This window comes from Mesorhizobium sp. NPDC059054, from assembly GCF_042739215.1.
Taxonomy (GTDB): Bacteria; Pseudomonadota; Alphaproteobacteria; order Rhizobiales; family Rhizobiaceae; genus Mesorhizobium.
Map to the genome: position 1 here is coordinate 118,481 of NZ_JBHYHV010000002.1, position 19,865 is coordinate 138,345.

Annotated in this window: 16 protein-coding genes; 10 read left to right on the top strand and 6 right to left on the bottom strand. The window is 60.8% G+C overall.

Annotation, left to right across the window (positions count from 1 at the left end; genetic code table 11):
- Positions 1-102: 102 nt before the first annotated feature.
- Positions 103-2,214 (top strand): ATP-binding cassette domain-containing protein, encoded by a 2,112-nt coding sequence (locus ACFWXH_RS08375; protein ID WP_379119191.1) that lies wholly within the window; start codon positions 103-105, stop codon positions 2,212-2,214.
- A gap of 286 nt (positions 2,215-2,500) precedes the next feature.
- On the opposite strand, the gene ACFWXH_RS08380 is transcribed toward ACFWXH_RS08375, so the two are convergent.
- Positions 2,501-2,710 carry a cold-shock protein gene (locus ACFWXH_RS08380; protein WP_054310730.1) on the bottom strand — a complete coding sequence of 70 codons (210 nt, stop codon included), beginning with the start codon at positions 2,708-2,710 and terminating at the stop codon, positions 2,501-2,503.
- A 270-nt stretch (positions 2,711-2,980) separates the two neighbouring features.
- Between ACFWXH_RS08380 and ACFWXH_RS08385 the strand changes: the two genes are divergently transcribed.
- Positions 2,981-3,307: a hypothetical protein gene (locus tag ACFWXH_RS08385; RefSeq protein ID WP_379119193.1), complete on the top strand. Its 327-nt coding sequence runs from the start codon at positions 2,981-2,983 to the stop codon at positions 3,305-3,307.
- Positions 3,308-3,381: 74 nt separating this feature from the next.
- Here the strand turns inward: ACFWXH_RS08385 and ACFWXH_RS08390 are convergent, their stop codons facing one another.
- Positions 3,382-3,987 carry a methylated-DNA--[protein]-cysteine S-methyltransferase gene (locus ACFWXH_RS08390; protein WP_054310729.1) on the bottom strand — a complete coding sequence of 202 codons (606 nt, stop codon included), beginning with the start codon at positions 3,985-3,987 and terminating at the stop codon, positions 3,382-3,384.
- Positions 3,988-4,172: 185 nt separating this feature from the next.
- Here ACFWXH_RS08390 and ACFWXH_RS08395 point away from each other — a divergent pair, with 185 nt between their 5' ends.
- From ACFWXH_RS08395 to ACFWXH_RS08410, 4 genes are all read left to right on the top strand, one after another.
- A complete protein-coding gene (locus ACFWXH_RS08395; protein ID WP_379119195.1) occupies positions 4,173-5,276 on the top strand; it encodes a transglycosylase SLT domain-containing protein in 1,104 nt (367 codons plus the stop codon).
- Between the two features lie 34 nt (positions 5,277-5,310).
- A complete protein-coding gene (locus ACFWXH_RS08400; protein WP_379119197.1) occupies positions 5,311-5,796 on the top strand; it encodes a GNAT family N-acetyltransferase in 486 nt (161 codons plus the stop codon).
- 572 nt (positions 5,797-6,368) lie between these two features.
- Entirely contained in the window at positions 6,369-6,818 is a 450-nt protein-coding gene (locus tag ACFWXH_RS08405; protein WP_379119199.1) for a GFA family protein, read from the top strand.
- Between the two features lie 103 nt (positions 6,819-6,921).
- The gene (locus ACFWXH_RS08410) at positions 6,922-9,471 is read left to right on the top strand and encodes a TIR domain-containing protein (RefSeq protein WP_379119201.1); all 2,550 of its coding nucleotides are present in this window, start codon (positions 6,922-6,924) and stop codon (positions 9,469-9,471) included.
- Positions 9,472-9,619: 148 nt separating this feature from the next.
- Here the strand turns inward: ACFWXH_RS08410 and carB are convergent, their stop codons facing one another.
- The gene (carB, locus tag ACFWXH_RS08415) at positions 9,620-13,108 is read right to left on the bottom strand and encodes a carbamoyl-phosphate synthase large subunit (RefSeq protein ID WP_379119203.1); all 3,489 of its coding nucleotides are present in this window, start codon (positions 13,106-13,108) and stop codon (positions 9,620-9,622) included.
- 326 nt (positions 13,109-13,434) lie between these two features.
- Between carB and ACFWXH_RS08420 the strand changes: the two genes are divergently transcribed.
- The 3 genes from ACFWXH_RS08420 to ACFWXH_RS08430 all read left to right on the top strand — a co-directional run bounded on the left by ACFWXH_RS08420 (position 13,435) and on the right by ACFWXH_RS08430 (position 15,614).
- Entirely contained in the window at positions 13,435-13,815 is a 381-nt protein-coding gene (locus tag ACFWXH_RS08420; RefSeq protein WP_379119205.1) for a DUF6180 family protein, read from the top strand.
- 112 nt (positions 13,816-13,927) lie between these two features.
- On the top strand, positions 13,928-15,256 hold the full coding sequence (locus ACFWXH_RS08425; RefSeq protein WP_379119207.1) for a S8 family serine peptidase: 1,329 nt from the start codon (positions 13,928-13,930) through the stop codon (positions 15,254-15,256).
- A gap of 94 nt (positions 15,257-15,350) precedes the next feature.
- Positions 15,351-15,614, top strand: a complete 264-nt coding sequence (locus tag ACFWXH_RS08430; RefSeq protein ID WP_054310723.1) for a hypothetical protein — start codon at positions 15,351-15,353, stop codon at positions 15,612-15,614.
- 59 nt (positions 15,615-15,673) lie between these two features.
- Here the strand turns inward: ACFWXH_RS08430 and ACFWXH_RS08435 are convergent, their stop codons facing one another.
- The 3 genes from ACFWXH_RS08435 to ACFWXH_RS08445 all read right to left on the bottom strand — a co-directional run bounded on the left by ACFWXH_RS08435 (position 15,674) and on the right by ACFWXH_RS08445 (position 19,003).
- A complete protein-coding gene (locus tag ACFWXH_RS08435; protein WP_379119209.1) occupies positions 15,674-16,987 on the bottom strand; it encodes a tetratricopeptide repeat protein in 1,314 nt (437 codons plus the stop codon).
- Between the two features lie 188 nt (positions 16,988-17,175).
- Positions 17,176-17,838, bottom strand: coding sequence for a dihydrofolate reductase family protein (locus ACFWXH_RS08440; RefSeq protein ID WP_054310721.1), 663 nt, complete (start codon positions 17,836-17,838; stop codon positions 17,176-17,178).
- 154 nt (positions 17,839-17,992) lie between these two features.
- Positions 17,993-19,003: an NADP-dependent oxidoreductase gene (locus ACFWXH_RS08445; RefSeq protein ID WP_379119212.1), complete on the bottom strand. Its 1,011-nt coding sequence runs from the start codon at positions 19,001-19,003 to the stop codon at positions 17,993-17,995.
- Positions 19,004-19,127: 124 nt separating this feature from the next.
- Between ACFWXH_RS08445 and ACFWXH_RS08450 the strand changes: the two genes are divergently transcribed.
- Complete coding sequence (locus ACFWXH_RS08450; RefSeq protein WP_379119214.1) at positions 19,128-19,712, top strand: TetR/AcrR family transcriptional regulator; 585 nt, start codon at positions 19,128-19,130, stop codon at positions 19,710-19,712.
- The last annotated feature ends 153 nt before the right edge of the window (positions 19,713-19,865 follow it).

Genomic DNA, 19,865 nt, shown 5'->3' on the forward strand with positions numbered 1-19,865 from the left:
CGGCCCTGAGCCGTCCGGAATGCCTTCCGATTCCGACCGATCTGCAGGCACGCGCGAGCTGAGGATCTTCTGAACCTTTTGGATTTTGGGCCGTTGAGCGCGATGTCCAGAGCCGAACAGAGCCCCGCTGATGCCGTCAAACCACGTGGCTCCGCCAAGCCGCGCCGGGCCAAGCCGCGCCGGAAGGCGCACTCCACCAAGAAACCGAGCCGGAAGTCCTCACGGCAAGCAAAATCGCGGCATGAGGTTTCGCCTGTCAGCAACGCACGCGAGACGCAGTCAGGTCCGGAGCCTACCGAAGAGGTGGTTGCCGACAGGGAGCCGGAAGCTGTCGGGGAAGACGTTCCACCTCCACCCGAAGGGGATGAACCCAGTCCGGAGCTAACGCCCGAGCAGGCTGAGCGGGCGCGCAAGAAATACCTGTTCAGGCGTTTCTGGATCAGCGCGCGGGGCTACTGGAGCCTTCGCGGCGACAAGCTCGCCTGGGCGTTCACGATCGGGCTTCTGCTCCTGATCTGCATCAATGTCGGCTTTCAGTATGGGATCAACCTCTGGAATCGCTGGATCTTCGATGCCATTGAGCAACGCAATGCCCGTACCGTCTATCTGCTGAGTGCGGTCTTCATCCCCCTGGTGATGGCGAGCGGGAGCCTTGTGGTGGCGCAGGTTTATCTGCGCATGACGATTCAACGGCGCTGGCGGTCCTGGCTCACGACGGCGGTCATCGCGCGCTGGCTGGCCAACGGTCGCTACTACCAGCTGAACCTGGTCGGCGGCGATCATCAAAATCCGGAAGCCCGTCTGACGGAAGATCTGCGCATCGCCACGGAATCGCCGGTCGATTTCCTTTCCGGTGTCCTCAACGCGTTTTTGTCGGCCTCCACCTTCATCGTGGTGTTGTGGACGATCGGCGGCGCGCTGACCCTGCCATTCGGCACGTCGACCATCACCATTCCCGGCTTCCTCGTTGTTGCCGCCGTGATTTATGCTGCCATCACGTCCATCTCGATGGTCGTCATCGGCCGCAACTTCGTTCGGCTTTCCGAACAGAAGAACCAGGTAGAGGCCGAATTCCGCTATACGCTGACGCGCGTGCGTGAGAACGGCGAGAGCATCGCCCTGCTCGGCGGCGAGGAGGAGGAGCGCAGTGGCATCGACAGGACCTTCGCCGGCGTACTCGCGCGATGGGCGCAGCTAACCGGCCAGCACATGCGCACGGCACTGGTCTCGCAAGGATCAAGCTTGTTCGCTCCAGTCGTGCCGATACTGCTGTGTGCGCCCAAATTTCTCGAGGGCTCCATGACGCTCGGAGAGGTGATGCAGGCGGCCTCGGCCTTCGCCATCGTACAGGGCGCGTTTGGCTGGCTTGTCGACAACTATCCGCGCCTGGCCGACTGGAACGCATCTGCCCATCGTATCGCCTCGCTGATGATGTCGCTCGACGGTCTGGAGCGCGCCGAACAGAGCGAAAAGCTCGGGCGCATCGAACACGGCGAGACGACGGGCAACGCGATGCTCACCCTTAACGATCTCTCAGTGACGCTTGACGACGGCACCGCGGTGGTCAGGGAGACCGAAGTTGCGATAGAGCAGGGCGAGCGGGTTCTCGTCTCGGGCGATTCCGGCTCCGGTAAATCCACCCTCGTGCGGGCCATCGCCGGCCTTTGGCCATGGGGCAGCGGCAGCGTCAACTTCCATCCCGACAAGCGGCTGTTCATGTTGCCGCAGCGTCCTTACATCCCGACAGGGACGTTGCGTCGCGCCGTCGCCTATCCCGGCGCCGCCGACGATTGGACGCCAAAAACGATCAAGGCGACCTTGGAGAAGGTCGGGCTTGGCCATCTGAAAGACAGGATCGAGGAGGAGGCGCCCTGGGACCAGACCCTGTCAGGCGGTGAAAAGCAGCGCCTTGCCTTCGCGCGCCTGTTCCTGCATCGGCCCGATGTCCTGGTGCTGGACGAAGCGACGGCAGCGCTGGATGAGAAGAGCCAGGACAGGATGATGGAGGCGGTGATCCGTGAGCTGCCGAAGGTGACCATCATCAGCGTGGCGCATCGCACGGAGCTGGAAGCCTACCACACCCGCAAGATCACGTTGGAGCGGCGCAAGGGCGGCGCAAAGCTCGTCAGTGACATCGATCTTCTCCCACGCAAGGGGAGGCGGAATCTGTTCCAGCGTGCTTTGTGGGGCAGTGGGAAGCGAGGGCGACGCTAGAGCATGTCCCCCCGCTTTCTAAATCGCGGAAACGCCCCGGCTCTTTTCTTTACGCAATTCCAGACTTTTGCCCGAATGCTCCGGAGAAAAACAAAAAGGCGGGAAAAATCCCGCCTTTCGTTAAGTCTGCTAGCCTGACCCGGAGCGTTCCTGGTGGTGCCGGCGGCAATCCGCCGCTTCGACTGTCCTGCCATTTCCGCTCCGGCGCGCTTCTCGCGCGACCGTCAGTACATCCGTGACTTGCCGCGCGCCCCGGGCAGATGCCCGGCGCGCGCCTTGCGCCAAATCAGGCTGCCGACAGAGACCCAGCGGACGACTTGCCGGTACGGCGGTCCTGCTCGATCTCGTAGCTGATCTTCTGGCCATCATTGAGGGTGGTCAGACCAGCGCGCTGCACGGCGGAGATGTGGACGAAAACGTCCGCGCCGCCGGCATCAGGCTGGATGAAACCGAAGCCCTTGGTGGCGTTGAACCACTTGACCGTTCCAGTTGCCATTATCGATGTTCCTTCACATTCACTTGCGTTTTCTTCAGACCGGACCACGCCGGCCTTTGGTATCGAGATTTTGGAGAAAGACGGGAGCAAACGCGAAGATCGCGAGGCATGGGGTCAATCGGCCCAAATATCAACGTCACGCATATAAGCGACTTTTTCACCGAAAACAAGGCGGTGTTGTTTGGCACTCAATGCAAACACTGCACGACTGGCAAGCCGCAAAGCATCGGCGTAGTTTGGCCGATACGATACTTCATGCCGGAGGAGGCCATGAAAAAAACGATCCTGCTTGCCGCGTGTCTTTCGCTTGTTGCGGCCGAGGCGCAGGCGATTTCGCGCTATGATCCGAGCCGCATGAGCTGCGACCGGGTGCAGAGGCTGGTCGACCGCGAGGGCGCGGTGATCCTGCGCTACCGCTCTCCGCGCAATCCGCGCCTCACGCTCTATGACCGTTATGTTGCAAGTGTTGAATTCTGCGACATGGGCGAGTTGCGCAGCCGTGCGTCCGTGCCGAGCGCCGATACCGGCTCCTGCCCGGTGTTCAAATGCAAGCGTCCGGATTTCGACCGGCGCCGCTTCATCGTGCCGTTCGATTAGAGCAATCCAGGAAAAAAGGAAGCGCTCTAAAATTCGGGCGAGGTTCGCCCGAATTCCGACCTGAGCCTGCGAGCTTAAAAACCGAACGAAGTCTGGGCCGAGGGCGGCGGGCCGACGCGCACGCCTTCCATGGCCAGCATCTTTTCCTTGGTCGCCGAGCCGCCGGGCGCGGAGAAGCCACCTATCTTGCCGCCGACCGCGGTGATGCGGTGGCAAGGAATCACCAGCGGCACCGGGTTGGCGCCGAGGGCCGCGCCCGTCTCGCGGGCAAGCCCGGAGTGGCCGGCACGTTTGGCGAGTTCGCCATAGGTGGTGGTTTCCCCAAAGGCCAGCTTGCGCGCGGCGTCGTAGATGGCGAGGCGGAAGTCATCGATGCCGTCGAGATCGACCGGCACATCGGAGAAATCGATGGTTTCGCCAGCGGCATAGGCCTTGATCGCCTCGATCAGCTCGCCCACCCAGCCAGGAGCGGAACCGTCCTCGAAACGCTTGCCTGGCACGCTTTCCAATCGCAGCAGGCGCCGCTCGAGACTCTCGGCGCTGGATTGCGGCAGGCAGAGGCGAGTGAGCCCGCGCTCGTTCCAGGCGATGCCCATGAAGCCGAGCGCCGTGGAGAAGATGGCGTGGCCGGGCGTGACGGCGAGATTTTTTTCGACACTTTTTTCAATGGCGGTCTGCATGGTCAGGCTCCTTCCATTCCGGCGCCGGTTTCCAGGAAAGGCAACGGCGCCTTCAAGTACAAATCATGAACGATTCTGCATGTTTCGCAGCTTTCCGCCACCCGAAAACCGACAGCCGGCCATGTTGCCCGACCAAAAGTGGTGGTGTAAGGAGCATTTAACGATTTGCACGAACAGAGCGCGGCTTGCGAACAACAACCCACACCCTGTCGATCGGCATTCTCCTGGCTGCGGCCGGTGTCTCCGGTTGTACATCGACGACTGCCGTCAAGCCATCGCTGGCGCCCGCCACGACCACTGTGAGCGAGGCTGACGCTGGCTTTGCATTGGCGCTGCCCGAGGAAGTCTCGGTGCTGCCGGAACCCTCAGGTCTCACACCTGTTCAGTTCGCGGCACTTCCCGCTGAAGCGGCCGGCAATGCTTTTGCGGGTGCCACGCCGCAGCAGCACGCCGACAGCCCCGCCACGCTGGCGACGACGCCCGGCACCAGCGCCCGGCTTGCCAACGCCACGTCGGCGCCGGCTCAGCCGAGCGAGGCGACCGCTGTTTCCGCCACTGTCGCAGCCGACGGCAAACCGGCGACCCAGCCCGCGGACCAGAAAACCGCGCAGGCTGCCACCGTTCAGGCATCCGCCCAGCAACCACAGGCCACGACGACAAGCCAGACCGGCGCGCGCGTCAGCACGCTGTCGACCCGCATGGGCGGTGACCTGCCGACGCCGAAGGCCAAGCCGGTGATGGTTGCCTCCGCTGCCACCAGCCTGGTGTTCCCGGCGGCACCCGCCGCACCGAAAGCCACCGGATCGCTGCCCGGCGTGCAGCCCATCGCCTATTCCGGCCCGGTGCCCACCTATCTCATCACGCCCGAGCCGGAGGCCGAGACGCCGCGCCCGGCCGGCGCCGGCCGCAACGAGGTCGAGCGGCTGATCGCCAAATACGCCGCGCTCTACGAAGTGCCGGTGGAACTGGTGCGCTCGGTGGTGAAGCGCGAGTCGACCTTCAACCCGCTGGCCTACAACAACGGCCACTGGGGCCTGATGCAGATCAAGCATGCCACCGCGCGCGGCATGGGTTATGGCGGCTCGCCCAAGGGCCTGTTCGATGCCGAGACCAATCTGAAATATGCGGTGAAATATCTGCGCGGCGCCTTCCTGGTGGCCAATGGCGACTACAAGCGTGCCGACCGGCTCTACCAGACCGGCTATTATTACGACGCCAAGCGCAAGGGCATGCTCGAGGAAACCGGGCTTGGCCGCGACCGCAAGCGCAAACCGGCTCCCGACGCCTGAGCCGGGTGCGGCTTGAGGGAATGGGGGACCGCCGATGACGCAGGCCGAGACATCAGACGACATTGGTATCCGTTTGCGGCGCTCGCTGGCGGGTGAACTGCCGGCTCCTGTCTGGGCCGACGGTTTCACGATGCGGCCGTTCAAGCCTGCCGACGCGCGCGCGGTGCATGCCCTGCTCACCCAGACCCTGCAGAAGGAAGAGAAGAACTTCGACCTCTGGTGGGCGCAGCAATCCGGTGATGCCGAGTACGACCCGGCTTTGTGGTTCGTGGTGAACGATTCCGACGGGCAACTGGTTGCGGTGGCGCTGTGCTGGACCAGCGACTACCTCAAATATCTCGCGGTGCATCCGAGCGCACGGCGCAACGGGCTGGCGGAAGCCTTGCTGCTGCATGTCTTTGCGGTGTTCAAGGCGCGCGGCGCCAGCAACCTCGATCTGAAGACCATGGTGGTCGAAAACGCCAATGCCATCCGCCTCTACCGGCGGCATGGGATGGTCGAGGTCGACTGGAACGGCTGAGGGGAGAGCCGGCAGCCAAGTTCGGTCGTTCTCGCCCTGTGAGCAGGGCAATCGCATATGCCAGCCGGCGCGACTTGAAGCCGGGTCTGGATCGCCGCGCCTTCGTCCTCGTTCCGGAATGGATCCCCGACACTCTCCAGTCGCTTCGCTCCTTGCTAGGTCGAGGATGACGGACTTCATTTGCTGCCGGCGCTAATTGTCACCGGCAGGCACCGCCAGCATAGGCAGGCGTCAGCATTGTCCAACATTGGCACCAAACCAACATCAGGACATCTCCAATTTCGGCATGTCGCCAACGTTCGAGATTAGCCGAGGCGCCCCTCACAACCGTCATCCTCGACCTCGGAAGGAGCGAAGCGACTGGAGAGTGTCGGGGATCCATTCCGGAACGTAGAAAAGGATCGCCGCGGCCGAAGCGCGGCCATATGCGATTGCGCTGCCCCGTGAGGGAGTGGAGCGCGACCGGAAATCGTCGGCGCAGTGTCGACTGGCCGGCTTCTAGGCGCGTCGAGCTGCCGCGCTTGCCTGCCGCCGTCGCCCGCTTATCCTGCGATAAACTAGAGGAGATGGCGATGGACTGGAAACTGCCGAGGCAAGGTGCCTGCCGCTGCGGGCGCGTCAAGATCGAGGTGCGGGCCGCGCCGCTGGTGACCATGGCCTGCCACTGCACCGGTTGCCAGAAGATGAGTTCTTCCGCCTATTCGCTCTCGGCCGCCATCCCGGCCGAGGGCTTCGCGGTGACCGAGGGCGAGCCGGTGGTTGGCGGCCTGCATGGCGCCGAGGCGCACCATTATTTCTGCCCGCACTGCATGACGTGGATGTTCACGAAAGCCGAAGGCATGGACTGGTTCGTCAATGTGCGCCCGACGCTTCTGGAAGGGGCAGGCGACTTCGCGCCCTATATCGAGACATGGGTGAGCGAAAAGCTGCCCTTCGCCGAAACAGGCGCGGTGAAGAGCTACGATGCCCTGCCGCCGATGGAGGATTATGAGGGGCTGATGTCGGAGTTTAGGCAAGGATAGTCACCTGCGTAAAGAAAGTATCCTGATGGATATTCGCAGAATATCTCTTGTAAATTCTAAAACCTAATGCTCAACGTAAGAACAGTCACATTAGCAGGAGGGGATGGTGCGCGCGTTCTTATCACATAGCAGTAAGGATAAATACTTTGTCTCGCAAGTCGCCAAGCAATTGGGTGACATAAGTGTGGAGTACGATGAGAGAACTTTTGAGCACGTGCTAAACAACCAAGCAATACGAAATGCTCTACAGAGATCAGAAGTATTTGCATTGTTTGTCTCGAAGAATTCAATAAGCTCGTCGTTTGTTTCTGAAGAAGAAAGAACAGCTTTAGAAAGTAGGGCTCGTGGTCAGATAAAGCAGTGTATCATATTTGCAATCGATGATACGTCTTATCGAGCTTTGCCGGAGTGGCTGCGGGAGCTTAATATCGTCACACGTATCTCCGGCGTTAAAGCATGTGCCCGTAGAATTCAGGCGTTACTAACAGCTACCGATGCTTTGTTAACTGACGTAAATGAATTGTATATAGGGCGGGATGAGGATGACCGTGCGCTCAGGAAGGCGCTTTCTGCTCCTCAAAAAAATGCGCCGATATTCATACATGCTGTCGGTTATCCGGGGATTGGTCGCAAGACGTTCTTGAGGAAAAATCTCCAGAAGCTGTACCCGAGAATATTCTCGGTAATTGTCGACGTTACTCTTCCCCAATTTTCAGGTTTGGATGAGCTGTATCGAGGGCTCTATTCTTTGAATAATGTGGGAAGTATATCTGAAACAATTGAAAATTTTGTTAGATTTTCAAAATTAAATGAAAATGAACGCGTTGACGAAATTGCATATATAATAAACGAAATGAATGAAAATGGAGAGTTTATATGTATAACTGATGAGGGGGCTGTTTACAATGACGAAGGTGATTATCAGCCATTTTTCAAGTTAATCCTATCGAAATTGTCCGATATTAAGAGGCCTGGGCTGAGTATTGTTCAGACTCGAATGATGCCGGCTTTGATACGTCAAAGTAACGAACGTTCTTTCCATATTTATTTGCGTCCTCTTGCAGATGAGGCGGTTCAGGAGTGGTTGGGTTTAGAGTTAAAAGAGCGAGATGTTAATTTTACCGCGTCAGACCTTTCGGTGCTTAGCGGATGGCTTGATGGGCACCCGTACAATATCAAGTTCGCAATTAAATATATAGAGGCGTACGGGCTTCCTTCTATTGTTAGAGACCCCTCTGAATTAATTGAATGGAAGCGAGAAAGGGCAGAAGATTTTCTGGCTAGGATAGAGTTTTCCGAGCAGCAAGCTCATATTATGGCTGCCTTGCTTGAGTATAGATACTTGGCCACTGAAATGATATTCGAGTTGTTTGAAAGTGCACCCTCTTCGGTCGAAGTTGCTCGTGATCTGCGCAGATTGGAAGAGTTCTGCTGCATTGATCGGCGGCAGGATTTTTTTCATATTTCGGCACCGCTAAGAGAAGCTATTCGCCGCGATGATCGGTTCCATCGAACCGATAAGTGGAAGCAAAAACTTGGGGAAACTATTTGCAATGCTTTGCTTAATTACAAAGACGAAGATGCCGCCAGTGTAGAGATCCTTGAAAGTGCTACTATTGCTGCGGTGAAAGGTGCCAAGGCCCCTTCATTTTTGGCGCGTTTGATTCTTCCTTCGCATCTCTTGCGAATTGCGCGTGACTTCTATGATCGAAGAAACTGGAAAACTTGCGCTGAGTTTTGCGAGCGTGCTTGGGAAAGTCGCACTCAACTTCCTTCGGATGCGGTTATTGAGTTACTTCGGTTGTGGGGGCTATCGTCTGTCCGGATGGGCAAGCAGGAAAAATTTTCTTCAATATTGAGTGAATTGAGTGGGTTTAATTCGAAGCTTTCGCGTCGAGTTCGATATTTTTTGAAGGGTTTTTCTCATCGCTTGCGTGGGGAGCTGGATAAGGCAGAGGAGGAATTTCTTGGAGCATATTCAATATCTCCAGATAACGACAGTGTTAATAGAGAGTTAGCAAGTCTCTATTGCAAGCAAAGGAGATATATTGAGGCGGAAAAGCACGCAAGGGCGGCTTATGAGAGGTACCCCACTAACCCATTTCTCATAGATGTTTATGTGGAGTCTCTTCTTGGAAAGTTATACCAAGGTCTGAAAGTTGACCACCGTGTCCTGGAAAAGGTGTTGACGGATCTTCGAAGATACGGCGACGCACCAGGGTCATCATTCTTTCTTATCCGAGACGCTCAGCAGAAAGCGAAGAATAGAGATATTGGTGGGGCGCTTCGCTCGATCGCCAGTGCAATTGACAGAACTCCGGAATTGCTGGCTCCGTATTTTATACGAGCCGACATATTTATCTCGGTTAGCGATATTGCGGGTGCTGAGAGGGATTTGGCCGAAATCAACCGCCTTTTGAATGCAGCTGGAGGATTTTCAAGAGAGGACGAAGCCCAGTCACAGGAGCTTGAAATAAGAATATTGATGGAGAAATCTCAATTCGAGGTGGCGAAGGATAAAATCGATAGGTCTGCCTTTTTGCCTGCAAAGGTCAAAAGGAGGCTCTATACCCAACTTTCTCGTGGTATCGCCTTTAATCCCCAGAGTGCAGGTACAAAACTTCAGGCGTGGGCGAAGAAGTACAAGGAATAAATTCTCTCGATAATGCTTCGTTGGATTTCATTCGAATTTCTTGACGGTACTTTTCTTTGTCATAGACCGACGGAAGAAATCCTAATGTAAGGCTTGCGAACAACGATTTTTCTTCGCCGGCCTTTGCCTTTTTGATGGAGGCGCTTGCTCAAAAATACTCCTGCAACGGCCTGACCTCGAGCGAGCCGGCGCGTAGTGCGGCGATCGCTTCGGCCACGGCGCCCATGCCGGCCAGCGTGGTGTAATAAGGCACCTTCTGCATCAGCGTGGCGCGGCGCAGCGACTTGGAGTCGGAGACTGCCTTCTGGCCGTCTGTGGTGTTGAAGACGATCTGCACCTGGCGGTTGCGGATGGCGTCCTCGATGTGCGGGCGGCCTTCCAGCACCTTGTTGATCTTCTCTGCCTCGACGCCGTTTTCCTTGAGGTAGCGGGCGGTGCCGGAGGTGGCGAGCACCTTGAAGCCCTGGCCGGCCAGGCGCTTCACCGCCGGCAGTGCGCCGGCCTTGTCCTCGTCGCGCACCGACACGAACAGCGTGCCCGAACGCGGCAGGTCGACGCCGGCGCCGAGCTGGCTCTTGGCGAAGGCCATGGCGAAGTCGCGGTCGAGACCCATGACCTCGCCGGTCGACTTCATCTCGGGTCCAAGCAGGATGTCGACGCCGGGGAAACGGGCGAAGGGGAACACGGCTTCCTTGACCGCGACATGACCGGGGCGACGTGGATCCGGCTTTTCGCCGTAATGGGCAAAGGCGCCATCCAGGTCCTCGCCGGACATGATGCGCGCCGCGATCTTGGCGATCGGCTTGCCAACGGTCTTGGCGACGAACGGCACGGTACGCGACGCGCGCGGGTTCACTTCCAGCACGTAGATGACGCCGTCCTTGATGGCGTATTGCACGTTCATCAGGCCGCCGACATTGAGCGCCCTGGCAAGGGCCGATGTCTGCCGCTCCAGCTCGTCCACCAGTTCGGTCGGCAGCGAATAGACCGGCAGCGAGCAAGCGCTGTCACCCGAATGGATGCCGGCCTCTTCGATATGCTCCATGATGCCGGAGACGAAGGTGGCCTTGCCGTCGCAGAGGCAGTCGACGTCGACCTCGATGGCGCCCGACAGGTAGGTGTCGAACAGAAGCGGGTTCTTGCCAAGCAGCGTGTTGATCTGGCCGGTCTTGTCGTTGGGGTACTTCTGCTTTATGTCCTCGGGGACCAGGCCTGGAACGGTGTCGAGCAGGTAGGTCTGCAGCATGCCCTCGTCATGGATGATCTGCATGGCGCGGCCACCCAGCACATAAGAGGGGCGCACGACCAGCGGGAAGCCGAGTTCGCCGGCGACCGTGCGGGCCTGCTCGACCGAATAGGCGATGCCGTTCTTCGGCTGCTTGAGGTCCAATTTGTGCAGCAGCTTCTGGAAGCGGTCGCGGTCTTCGGCAAGGTCGATGGCGTCGGGCGAGGTGCCGAGGATGGGAATGCCGGCCTTTTCCAGCGCATCCGCCAGTTTCAGAGGGGTCTGGCCGCCGAACTGCACGATGACGCCGTGCAGCGTGCCGGCCGCCTGTTCGGCGCGCAGGATCTCCAGCACGTCCTCGGCGGTCAGCGGCTCGAAATAGAGGCGGTCGGAAGTGTCGTAGTCGGTCGAGACCGTCTCCGGGTTGCAGTTGACCATGATCGATTCATAGCCTGCCTCGCGCAGCGCATAGGCGGCGTGCACGCAGCAATAGTCGAACTCGATGCCCTGGCCGATGCGGTTGGGGCCGCCACCGAGGATGACGACCTTCTTACGGTCCGAGACCTTGGCTTCGTCGGCGAGGCTGCCGGCGAAAGGCGTCTCGTAGGTCGAATACATATAGGCCGTCGGCGAGGCGAATTCGGCCGCACAGGTGTCGATGCGCTTGTAGACTGGATGCACGGCGAGGGCGGCGCGGTGCTTGGCGACGGCATCGCCGTCCTGGTTGGTCAGCGAGGCCAGGCGGGCATCGGAGAAGCCCATCGACTTCAGCATGCGCAGGTTCGCGGCGTCTTCCGGCAGGCCGTGCTCGCGGATGCGCGCTTCCATGGCGATGATGCCGCCGATCTGCTCGAGGAACCACGGGTCGATCTTGGAGATGGCGTGCACCTCTTCCAGCGAAGTGCCCATGCGGATCGCCTGCGCCACCATGCGCAGCCGGTCCGGGGTCGGCGTGCCGAGCGCGGCGCGGATGGCGTTCTTGTCGTCGGCGCCGCCATTGCCGCCGAGACCCGGGATCTCGATCTCGTCAAGGCCGGTGAGGCCGGTCTCCAGCCCGCGCAGGGCCTTCTGCAGCGATTCCTGGAAGGTACGGCCGATGGCCATCACTTCGCCGACCGATTTCATGGCGGTGGTCAGAACCGGCGAAGCGCCTGGGAATTTCTCGAAGGCGAAACGGGGGATCTTGGTGACGACGTAGTCGATCGACGGTTCGAAGGATGCGGGCGTGGCGCCTCCGGTGATGTCGTTCTCCAGCTCGTCCAGCGTGTAGCCGACAGCTAATTTGGCGGCGATCTTGGCGATCGGGAAGCCGGTCGCCTTGGAGGCGAGCGCCGAGGAGCGCGACACGCGCGGATTCATCTCGATGACGACGAGGCGGCCATCCGCCGGATTGACGGCGAACTGCACGTTGGAGCCGCCGGTTTCGACGCCGATCTCGCGCAGCACCGCGAGCGAGGCGTTGCGCATGATCTGGTATTCCTTGTCGGTCAAGGTCAGCGCCGGCGCCACGGTGATGGAGTCGCCGGTGTGCACGCCCATCGGGTCGATGTTCTCGATCGAGCAGACGATGATGCAGTTGTCGGCGCGATCGCGCACGACCTCCATCTCGTATTCCTTCCAGCCGAGCACCGATTCCTCGATCAGCACTTCGGTGGTGGGCGAGGCATCCAGGCCGGAGCCGACGATCTCGAAGAATTCCGTGCGGTTGTAGGCGATGCCGCCGCCGGTGCCGCCCATGGTGAAGGACGGACGGATGATGGCAGGCAGGCCGACATGGTCGAGCGCCTGCGCGGCGATCGCCATGGCGTGGTTGATGTAGCGCTGCTTGCGGTCGCCTTCGCCAAGATTCCACTGCGTTTCCAGCGCATCGAGCGCGGCGTCGAGATTGTCGGCACCCGAGGCCTTCAGTGCGGCGCGCTCGGCCTCGTGCTTCTTGCGGTCCTCGTCCTTGACGGCCGACGCATTGGCCAGCATCGAGCGCGGCGTCTCCAGGCCGATCTTGGCCATGGCCTCGCGAAACAGCGAACGGTCCTCGGCCTTGTCGATAGCATGCGCGTCGGCGCCGATCATCTCGACATTGTAGCGGTCGAGCACGCCCATGCGGCGCAGCGACAGTGCGGTGTTGAGAGCTGTCTGGCCGCCCATGGTGGGCAGCAGCGCATCCGGCCGCTCCTTGGCGATGATCTTGGCCACGACTTCAGGGGTGATCGGCTCGATATAGGTAGCGTCGGCCAGCTCCGGATCGGTCATGATCGTGGCCGGGTTGGAGTTGACCAGGATGACACGGTAGCCTTCCTGCCTCAGCGCCTTGCACGCCTGGGTGCCGGAGTAATCGAACTCGCAGGCCTGGCCGATGACGATGGGACCGGCGCCGATGATCAGGATGGACTTGATGTCGGTGCGTCTTGGCATGGTCTCGGTCCGTTCATTCAGCCTGCGCGGAAGACCCGGGGCGGGGGATTCTCCGGTTCGCGTGTCGACGCGTCGCAGAGGCCCGGCCGGGGTGCGCAGCATGGATTCTTGTATCAGGCTAGGCGGGCCTTATAGGGGAGAGTTTTCGCCGATGTAACCCCGAAAATGCACCATATCGTTGCCGTTTGCACGATACCGGCTCGTGCCGTCGGACAACTGCCTGCTGTGGGTAACTTCGTGATGTGGTTGCAGCAAATTCATCGCTGCACGTAGAAGGAGTTTTGGTGGCTTCGGCGGGGGCTGTCGTTCCATGAGGAAATCTGTTCATGCGCATGTTGATGGCTTCCGCAGCCCTCTTTCTCGGCCTTACCGCAACGTTTGCTCAGGCAGCGTCCGATACGTTCCACGTCGCCTATAATGTCGAGCGGGCCGATGCCTCGAAACTCAGCATCGACACATGCGCCGAGATCGCCCGGCAGGAAGCCGGCGATTTTGGATATGTGCATTCGGTGGATCGTACACCGGGCCAGTTGATCGTGGTGTCCGGTGGACCAGCCGAAGGTGGAGCATCCTTCCTGGTCTATTGCATCGCGGTGGACAACAAGACCGCCTACGTCGTGCAAGGCATCGACTATCGCCGGCAGAAGAGCGACGCGGGCAAGCTTGCGGATCGAGTCCACAAGGCATTGCTCGAGGCCAGCAAATAGACGCTGACAAGCGAAGACGGCAGCGGACTCCGTCATGTCAGTATGGAGGCTCAAGTCTACTCCACGCCACGATGGCCTGTGTTAGTCTCCCCGCAACGAGGAGGCCCATGTCATGCGCGTGTCCGTCATCGTCACCATCCCCGCCAAGGCGCTGGTGCGGGAGAGAAGCCATCTCGCCTTTTCGCGGGAGCGCTACGACCCGATCGCGGCGCCGACCAAGAAGGGCGGGCTGCTGGTCGATCCCGCCTTCCCGCCGTTGCCGATCGCGGCGCGCACGCCGGCCAAGGTCAGGCTCGCGGCATCACATATCGAGAAGGCGCCGGTGTTTGCCGTGCGCGGCACGATCGAGGCCAACCGCATCGACGATGTGCGTTCGTCCGGGCGCGGCGTGCAGATCTTCGCCGATCCGCAGATCGGCATGTTCAAGGATCCTTATTGCGGGGTCGAGGCCGTCGGCACGCATGCGGATGTCGCTCGGCTGCTGAAGCTCGACCAGCTCAGGGACAAAGGGCTGGGGGGCAAGGATGTCGCGCTCGCGGTCATGGATACCGGCATCAACGTGAAGCATCTGAAGGCGCAGGGGTTGGCGCCGAAACTCGACAAGAAGATCTCCTGGGCGCCGTCCAACATCAGGAACACGCCGGGGGACTATGCGGTCGACCACGGCACGATGTGCGCGTATGACGCGCTGATCGCCGCACCATCCTGCAGCCTGCTCGATTTCCCCATCCTGCAATCGGAAACGCCGGGCGGCAGCGTGATGGCCGGTTTCCTGAGCGACGCCTTGCTGGCCTTCTCCTATCTGCACCAGCAGTTCACCGGCCCTGACTGGAAATACAAGGCGCTGGTCATCAACAACAGCTGGGGCATGTACCATCCGAGCTGGGATTTTCCGCCCGGCCATCCCGGCCGCTATGCCGACAACCCGAACCATCCGTTCAACATCATGGTCGGCACCATCGCCAGGGCAGGGGCCGATGTGCTGTTCGCTGCCGGCAATTGCGGCGCGGATTGTCCGAGCGGTCGTTGCCAGGGCGTGACGCGCCATTCGATCAGCGGCGCCAATGCGCACCCAGATGTGCTTACCCTTGCCGCCTGCGATACCGACGGCGTGCGTCTTGGCTATTCCAGCCAAGGGCCGGCCATCTCCGGCATGGCGCGCGAAAAACCCGATCTCGCGAGCTACAGCCATTTCCTGGGATCACAGGCCTTTGGCGAAGGCTCGCCCGATACCGGCACGTCGACGGCGAGCCCCGTCGCGGCAGGCTGCGTTGCGGCGATCCGCAGCGGTTTGCCGAGTAGCAAAGTCTCGCCGCGCGACCTATTTGATCGTATAAAGGCCGAGGCACAGAAGAAGCCCTGGCCGAAGTCCGGATGGAACAACGACTACGGCGCCGGGATCATCGATCCATTGCCGGTAGCCGAGCATTTCGGGCTGTAGATCAGCACTGGAGCGCGATCCGAAACGCAGGCCAGTCGGAAGTTGCGGGCTTTTCGGACAAGGATCGCGCGGCAAGCGGAAAGATAGAGCGGATATGTCCCGCGACATGGTGCTCATGACCATTGCCTGTCCCGAAGGTACGCCCGGTCTCGACCGTGCGGCCGAGTTGCTTGGCGTGCCGACCGCCGAGATGGACAGGAGCTTCGGAGTGGTCGTCCTGGATCCGCAGAAGGGGCTCTATGCCGTCCAGGTTCACGAGACCGCCATCAAGGAGCGGCCGACAGCGGACACCGGCGGGCAGGTGAAAGGCCCGTTCTCCAACCCGCGCATCGAGCCGTTCGGGCCTACACGGAAATAGACGGGGTTTTCCGATTGGCGGTTTGACGCCCTCAGTGCCGCTGCGAATAGGCTCACGCCCTACTTCCCGCCTCCACTCTTCAAGCCCTCCAGCTCCTGCTTTGCCTCGCTGAAATGCGGCATGAGGCGCAGCGCTTTTTCCAGGTCTGCCCTGGCCTTGGTGGTTTCGCCCTTCTGCCGGTAGGCCATTCCGCGACGATAGAGGACCTCGGCATCGTCGGGGCGCAGCTTTGCTGCTTCATCGTAGTCGGCAATCGCTATATCGAGCCGGTCCTTCGATGCGTGCATCACGCCACGATTGAGGCGAGCCTTGAACTGTTTCGGATTGAGCTCGAGTGCCTTGTCCAGATCGGCGATCGCCTTGTCTGCCTGGCCGACCAGGAACAGCACCAACGCGCGGCCGTTATAGCTGTCGGCATTGTTGGGATCGAGAAAGATCGCCTTGTCCATGTCGGTGAGCGCGCGGTCGAATTGCTTGAGCGCCGCGTACATGGTGCCGCGACCGCCGAAAGCCATGGCAGAGCTCGGATCGATCTCGATCGCCTTGTCGAAATCGGCGATGGCGGCTTCAGCGTGACCGGAAAAGGCGTAGGCGTTGCCCCGCGCGACATATATGATCGCGTGACCCTTCACCCGCTGATTGCCGATCAGTTCGATGGCCCGGTTGAAATCGGCAATCGCTTCATCCTGGCGTTTGAGCTGTGCGTAGGCCTTGCCGCGCGTGAAAAGTGCCTGGATGTTTTCTGGATCGAGATCCACCGCCTTGCTGAGATCGGCGATCGCCTTGTCGGGCTGGTTCACCTTGAACCAGGCGTCGCCTCGTCCTTCGTAGAACACGGCGTTGTTCGGGGCGAGCTTTATGGCCTTGTCGTAATCCGGGAAGGCGTGGTCGAATTGCCCCAACTGCGCGAAGGTCATGGCGCGGTTGCCGATGGCGTCGGCGTCGTCGGGGTTGACCTGAAGCGCCTTGTCGAGATCCGCGAAGGCAAGGTCGTATTTGTTCATCCGCGTATAGGCGGCACCGCGCCCGCTATAGGCGCCGGCATAGCCGAGCTCGATCGAACGGCTGTAGTCGGCGATCGCCTTGTCGAATTCCTCCGTGCGCAGATAGACGGTGGCGCGGTTGTTGTAGGTTTCGGCGCGCCGCGGCATCAGCCGGATCGCCTCGCTGAAATCGGCAATCGCCTTTTTGTACTCGCCTTTGCGAAACCAGATCGAAGCGCGGTTGTGGCGCGCGACGACATCGTTCGGGTCGAGGCGGAGATACATGTCCTCCTGCTCGAGCTGCTTGTCGAGGTCGGGTTGAGCCTGCTGTGCCGCGGCAGCGGATGCAAAGAGCGTCAGCGCCAGGAGCGCCAGGCTTGGCCGTCTCATTGTCGCGACCTCCCACCGATCGGCGAACACTCCCCCACGCATTCGACAGCAGGCACCCGGAGGCCCGCAAAATCAAGCCGAAAGCGGCCCTGACGATGACCTAGTACATTGCGAAAGAGGAGCGCCTTCGGTCGAAGCGCTCCTCACGGGGCCGGGCCGTGTTGCCGGCCCACAGGGTCGGACGGACCTCAGGTCAGGTTCTTGCGGCGTTCCAGTTCGGCCTCGGACGGCTCGCCCAGCGAGAAATCGCCTGTCTTGACGTCGCCGGCCGGCACATAGTTGGCCACGATCACGCCGCTCGGGTAGGACTTTGCCTTCACCAGTTTCAAGCCGGTCGGAGCGACGCCGTCGCCGAACAGTTTCTTGCCCTTGCCGAGCAGAACCGGGAAGGTCAGAACACTGAGCTCGTCGACCAGGCCGTGCTTCCACAAGGTCTGCAGGAAATCGCCGGAGCCCTGCACCAGCAGATCCGGACCGTCTTCGCTCTTGAGTTTCCTCAATGCGGCGACGACGTCCGTGCCGAGCAACTGGCTCTTCTGCCAGGCGAGCTTCGGGGTCGAGCGCGAGGCGACGTATTTGGTGATGCTGTTAAAGCTGTCCGCGATCGCCTGATCCGGGCCGTCCTTTATGAAGGGCCAGTGTGCGGCGAAAATGTCGTAGGTCTTGCGGCCGAGCAACAGATCGTAAGGCCGGCCGAAGATCTCGCCGAGTGCTTCGCCGAGCGCTTCGTCGAAATGCGACGCAACCCAGCCGCCGAATTTGAAGCCGCCGGTCGGATCTTCCTGCGGACCGCCCGGCGCCTGCATGACGCCGTCGAGGCTGACGAAGGTGGCGACGATGATCTTTCTCATGATGGTCTCCCGTGTTCTCGGCCAATTCCGAAGTCCGCCCTAGGACGGGCGGGCACGCGAGGTTCCGACACGGAGGAGGAGAAAAATCGCCGGCGAACGACAGAGGCTGAAGGCCGTCCGGTGAAACGGGCGCCGGACGGCATGCTCGCACAGCCTATCGGTCGGCGAGTTTGACCAGCATCTTGCCGGTGTTTTCGCCGCTGAACAGGCCAAGGAATGCCTTCGGCGCATTGTCGAGGCCGTCATGGACGGTGTCGCGCGACTTGACCTTGCCGTCTTTCAGCCAGCCGATCATCGCCGCAGAGAATTCCGGATAGAGATCGTAGTGGTCGAGCACGATGAAGCCGCGCACCGACAGCCGCTTGATGATGATGGCGGAGAGGTGGTGCATGGTCTCGGCGGGCTGCTCGTCGTTGTAACCCGCGATCATGCCGCAGATGACGATGCGGGCGGAATCCTTGGCGGCAGCCAGCGCCGCATCCAGATGTTTGCCGCCGACATTGTCGAAATAGACGTCGATGCCTTCGGGGGCTGCCTTGCGCAATGCGGCGGTCAGGTCCTTGGCCGTCTTGTAGTTGATGACCTCGTCGGCGCCGAGTTCGCGTACCCAGGCAACCTTCTCGTCGCTGCCTGCCGAAGCAATGACACGGGCGCCCTTGGCCTTGGCGATCTGGACGGCCATCGAACCGACCGCGCCGGCGGCGGCTGAGATGAATACGGTTTCTCCCGATTTCAGCGCGCCGAAACGTTCAAGGCCGACAAAGGCGGTGAAGCCGGGGACGCCGAGCGGCCCGAGCCAGGCTTCGGCAGGCGCCGCGGCGAGGTCGATCTTGGTGGCGGTCTGGGCGTCGATGAGGGCATGGTCGCGCCAGCCGGAGAAATGGCTCACCACGTCGCCTTTGACGAAACCGTCGCTTCGCGAGTCCTCGACCACGCCGACGGCCGCGCCTTCAAGCGGCTCGCCGACCTGGAAGGGCGCGATGTAGCTTGGCTGATCGCGCATGCGGCCGCGCATGTAAGGGTCGACCGACATCCACAGTGTGCGGACGAGCAACTGGCCGTTGCCGATGGCGGGCAGGGAACGTGTGGCCGAACGGAACGTATCAAGGGTGGGTGCGCCGGTGGGACGGCTGTTCAACAGAATTTCCTGGGCTACAACAGACATCGAGTGCCTCCTATATTACGATCAGTAAGCTACCACAGGTAACTTACGATTGGTAACATATGCGGTCGGACATGCCGTTCAAGCGGGCGGCGAAAAGAATTCGGTGCAAGACATGAGCCAAGGTGTGACGAAGAGGCTGGCCAAGGCCGACCGTCGCCAGCAATTGCTGGAGACGGCGCGCCACGTCATCGGCAAGGAAGGCACCGAGGCGCTGACGCTAGGCCATCTGGCCGAGCGCGCCGGCGTCTCCAAGCCGATCGCCTACGAGCACTTTGGTACGCGCGCGGGCCTGCTGATCGCGCTGTGCGACGAATACAACGACCGGCAGCTCGCTGCGCAGGCAAGAGTGCTGGAAGCCGGAGGGGATACGGTGGAAGCTGTCTCGCGTATCTTTGCCTCGACCTATGTCGGCTGTGTGCTCGACATGGGGCCGGAAATGGGCTCGACCTTTGCCGCGCTTGCCGCGACCGAGGAGACGGCGACCTTCCGCCAGGCGCTGCGCGACGGCTATGTCGAGCGCTACCGTCGTGCCTTCGGCCGTCTGATCGATCTGGATCCAGTCGCCGCGAACGCGCTCTACAAGGGCCTCCTGGGAGCAGCCGAGGCGCTGGCGCAAGATGCGGCTGCGGGGCGCTTGACACGCGAGGAGGCGGTGGCCGCACTGACGCGCATCTTTTCGATGACTCTGAAGCCTTACGAGCGGAAGTAGGCAAGGTCATCGTCCCCATATCGCGCCAGGCACGGCTCGGCTCAAGGCTACATCAAACGTGATTGCCCCAGCGCTTGCGACTGCTGGACAAGCGCCTATGGCAAGCTCATGCTTCGAGCACGCGTAGCGCGGAGGACAGGCCGGCCGTAATCC

Coding starts and splice junctions, on each gene's coding strand:
- ACFWXH_RS08375 (WP_379119191.1), top strand. CDS start 103: ATGTCCAGAGCCGAACAGAGCCCCGCTGATGCCGTCAAACCACGTGGC.
- ACFWXH_RS08380 (WP_054310730.1), bottom strand. CDS start 2,710: ATGGCAACTGGAACGGTCAAGTGGTTCAACGCCACCAAGGGCTTCGGT.
- ACFWXH_RS08385 (WP_379119193.1), top strand. CDS start 2,981: ATGAAAAAAACGATCCTGCTTGCCGCGTGTCTTTCGCTTGTTGCGGCC.
- ACFWXH_RS08390 (WP_054310729.1), bottom strand. CDS start 3,987: ATGCAGACCGCCATTGAAAAAAGTGTCGAAAAAAATCTCGCCGTCACG.
- ACFWXH_RS08400 (WP_379119197.1), top strand. CDS start 5,311: ATGACGCAGGCCGAGACATCAGACGACATTGGTATCCGTTTGCGGCGC.
- ACFWXH_RS08405 (WP_379119199.1), top strand. CDS start 6,369: ATGGACTGGAAACTGCCGAGGCAAGGTGCCTGCCGCTGCGGGCGCGTC.
- ACFWXH_RS08410 (WP_379119201.1), top strand. CDS start 6,922: ATGGTGCGCGCGTTCTTATCACATAGCAGTAAGGATAAATACTTTGTC.
- carB (WP_379119203.1), bottom strand. CDS start 13,108: ATGCCAAGACGCACCGACATCAAGTCCATCCTGATCATCGGCGCCGGT.
- ACFWXH_RS08420 (WP_379119205.1), top strand. CDS start 13,435: ATGCGCATGTTGATGGCTTCCGCAGCCCTCTTTCTCGGCCTTACCGCA.
- ACFWXH_RS08425 (WP_379119207.1), top strand. CDS start 13,928: ATGCGCGTGTCCGTCATCGTCACCATCCCCGCCAAGGCGCTGGTGCGG.
- ACFWXH_RS08430 (WP_054310723.1), top strand. CDS start 15,351: ATGTCCCGCGACATGGTGCTCATGACCATTGCCTGTCCCGAAGGTACG.
- ACFWXH_RS08435 (WP_379119209.1), bottom strand. CDS start 16,987: ATGAGACGGCCAAGCCTGGCGCTCCTGGCGCTGACGCTCTTTGCATCC.
- ACFWXH_RS08440 (WP_054310721.1), bottom strand. CDS start 17,838: ATGAGAAAGATCATCGTCGCCACCTTCGTCAGCCTCGACGGCGTCATG.
- ACFWXH_RS08445 (WP_379119212.1), bottom strand. CDS start 19,003: ATGTCTGTTGTAGCCCAGGAAATTCTGTTGAACAGCCGTCCCACCGGC.